Below are 2,316 nucleotides of genomic sequence, written 5' to 3' on the forward strand. Positions count from 1 at the left end.
CCGGATCGCCACCGGCAGCCCCACCGCCGTCTACTACGCGTTCGGGCAGTCCCTCGCGACCATCCTCAACCGGGAACTGCCCGGGGTACGGGCCAGCGTGGTGATCACCGCCGCCTCGGCGGAGAACGTCCGCCTGGTCGGCTCCGGAGCAGCCGAGCTGGGCTTCACCCAGGCCGACGTGCTGCCCGCCAGCCCGACGCAGAGCCCGACGGTGGACGCGGTGGCCCGGGTGTACGACGACCAGCTGCACCTGGTCACGACCGACGGCGGGCCGGTCCGCACGATCGGCGACCTGCGCGGCCGGCGGGTCTCCGTGGGCGCGCCCGGCTCCGGCACCGAGATCACCGCCACCCGGCTGCTGGAGGTGGCCCGGCTCGGTGGCGACGCGGTACGCCGGGAACGGCTCGGTCTGGACGATTCGGTGGCGGCCCTGCGCTCGGGGCGTATCGACGCGTTCTTCTTTTCCGGCGGTCTGCCGGTGCGGGGCATCGAGGAGCTGGCCGGGCGCAGCGCCACCCGGATCGTGGACCTCGGTGAGTGGACGGAGCCGCTGCGCGCCCGCTACGGCCAGGTCTACGTCTCCCGGGACATCCCCCGCTCGGTGTACGGCATGAACCCGGTGACCACTGTCGCCGACCCGAACTACCTCATCGTGCGGGCAGACCTGCCGGAGCCGCTGGTGCGGGAGGTGACCCGGCTGCTGATGGAGCGGCGGGCCGAGCTGGGCGCGGCGCACCCGGCGGCGGGACGGATGAGCCCCCGCTCGGCGATCGCCACCGCGCCGCTGCCGCTGCACCCCGGTGCCGCCGCCTGGTACCGGGCCGCCAAACCCTGACTGTCGCCGGCCGCGCCGAGAGGCGCCCGCCGCCCTGGTCGGGCCGCTACCGGGCCGGGGCGGGCCGCAGGTCGACGGACGGGTCCTCGTCCGCCGGCTCCCCCGCCGGCTCGGGCTCGGGCTCGGGAGCCGGGAACCACAGGCCGGCGACCAGCCCGCGCGGCTCGGCCGGCCGCATGGTGAGCCGGCCGTCGGAGGCGTCGACCAGCACAGCGGCGATGGTCAGGCCGAGCCCGGCGCCGTCGACGTTCTGCGCGTCCGGCGCTCGCCAGAACCGCTCGGTGGCCTGGCCGAGCTGACTCTCGGTCATCCCCGGGCCGGTGTCGCGCACCTCCAGGGCCACCCCGTCGTCACGGCGGGCCACGGTCACCGTCACCGCCCCGCCGGCCCCGCTGAACTTCACCGCGTTGTCGATCAGCGCGTCCAGCGCCTGGTCGACGGCGGTCGGCACGGTCCGCGCGTACGCCGGGGCGTCGCTCGTGGCCAGCCGCAACGCGATCGACCGGTGCCGGGCCAACGGCGCCCACGCGGCCACCCGGGACGCGGCCACGGCGGCGGCGTCCACGGTGACCCGCTCGTTCTCCTCCCGTTCGGCCCGGGCCAGGGTGAGCAGCGCGTCGAGCACCAGCGCCAACCGGTCGGTCTCCTCCAGCGCCAACCGGTGCTCGGAGCGCCCGTCCGCGTCGGTGAGGCTGGGACCCAGCTCCTCCACCCGCAGCCGCAGCGCGGTGAGCGGGTTGCGCAGCTGGTGGCTGGCGTGTGCGACGAACGCACGCTGTCGGTCCATCACATCGGAGACCACGTCGGCCATGTGGTTGAAACTGGCCGCGAGTCGACGCAGCTCCGGCGGGCCGAGCCGGTGCTGCACGCGCGCGCCCCGGTCGCCCTCGGCGATCTCGTGGGTGACCGCGTCCAGCTCGGTCACCGGGCGCAGCACCCAACCGGCCAGCCCGAACGCGGTGAGCACGCAGGCCAGCACGACGAGCAGGCCGGCCAGGGTGAGCAGCAGCCACCAGGTGCTCACGGCCCGGCGGATCTCGTCGGCGGGGGTCACGATCACCACCGCGCCGAGGACCTCACCGCCGTCGTTGATGGGCACCGCCACCACCACCGGCCCGGCCGACCACGGCCAGACCGACTCGGGCGCGCTGGCCTGCTGCCCGGAGAGCGCGACGTCCAGCACCGTGGCGGTCCCCGTGGACTGCCAGCTCGCCGAGTCGACGACGATGCCCCGGTCCCGGTCGACGACCGCCGCGCCGATTCCGTACAGCTCGTCGTAGCTGCGCAGCTCCGCCCCGATCGGGCCGGGCTCGCCGCCGCGCAACGCCGGCCCGGCCAGCGAGGCGAACCGGGTGGCGTCGGCGAGCCGGTCGGCGCGCACCCGCTCGGTCTCCCGACTGGCCAGGGTGACGGCGAGCGGGCTCTCCAACGCGATGAGGACGAGCACCATCAGCAGCAGATAACTGATCACCAGTCGACGG

The 2,316-nt window shown here is 75.3% G+C and carries 2 protein-coding genes; one reads left to right on the plus strand and one right to left on the minus strand.

Going from position 1 to position 2,316, the window contains the following annotated elements; translation table 11 throughout:
• The coding region (locus tag AB0J68_RS31085; protein WP_363942326.1) for a TAXI family TRAP transporter solute-binding subunit at positions 1-835 on the plus strand (835 nt) is incomplete at its 5' end.
• Positions 836-881: 46 nt separating this feature from the next.
• Here AB0J68_RS31085 and AB0J68_RS31090 read toward each other — a convergent pair.
• On the minus strand, positions 882-2,316 hold a 1,435-nt coding region (locus AB0J68_RS31090), incomplete at its 5' end, for a HAMP domain-containing sensor histidine kinase (protein WP_363942328.1).

The sequence above is a fragment of the Micromonospora sp. NPDC049580 genome (assembly GCF_040675595.1).
GTDB lineage: Bacteria > Actinomycetota > Actinomycetes > Mycobacteriales > Micromonosporaceae > Micromonospora.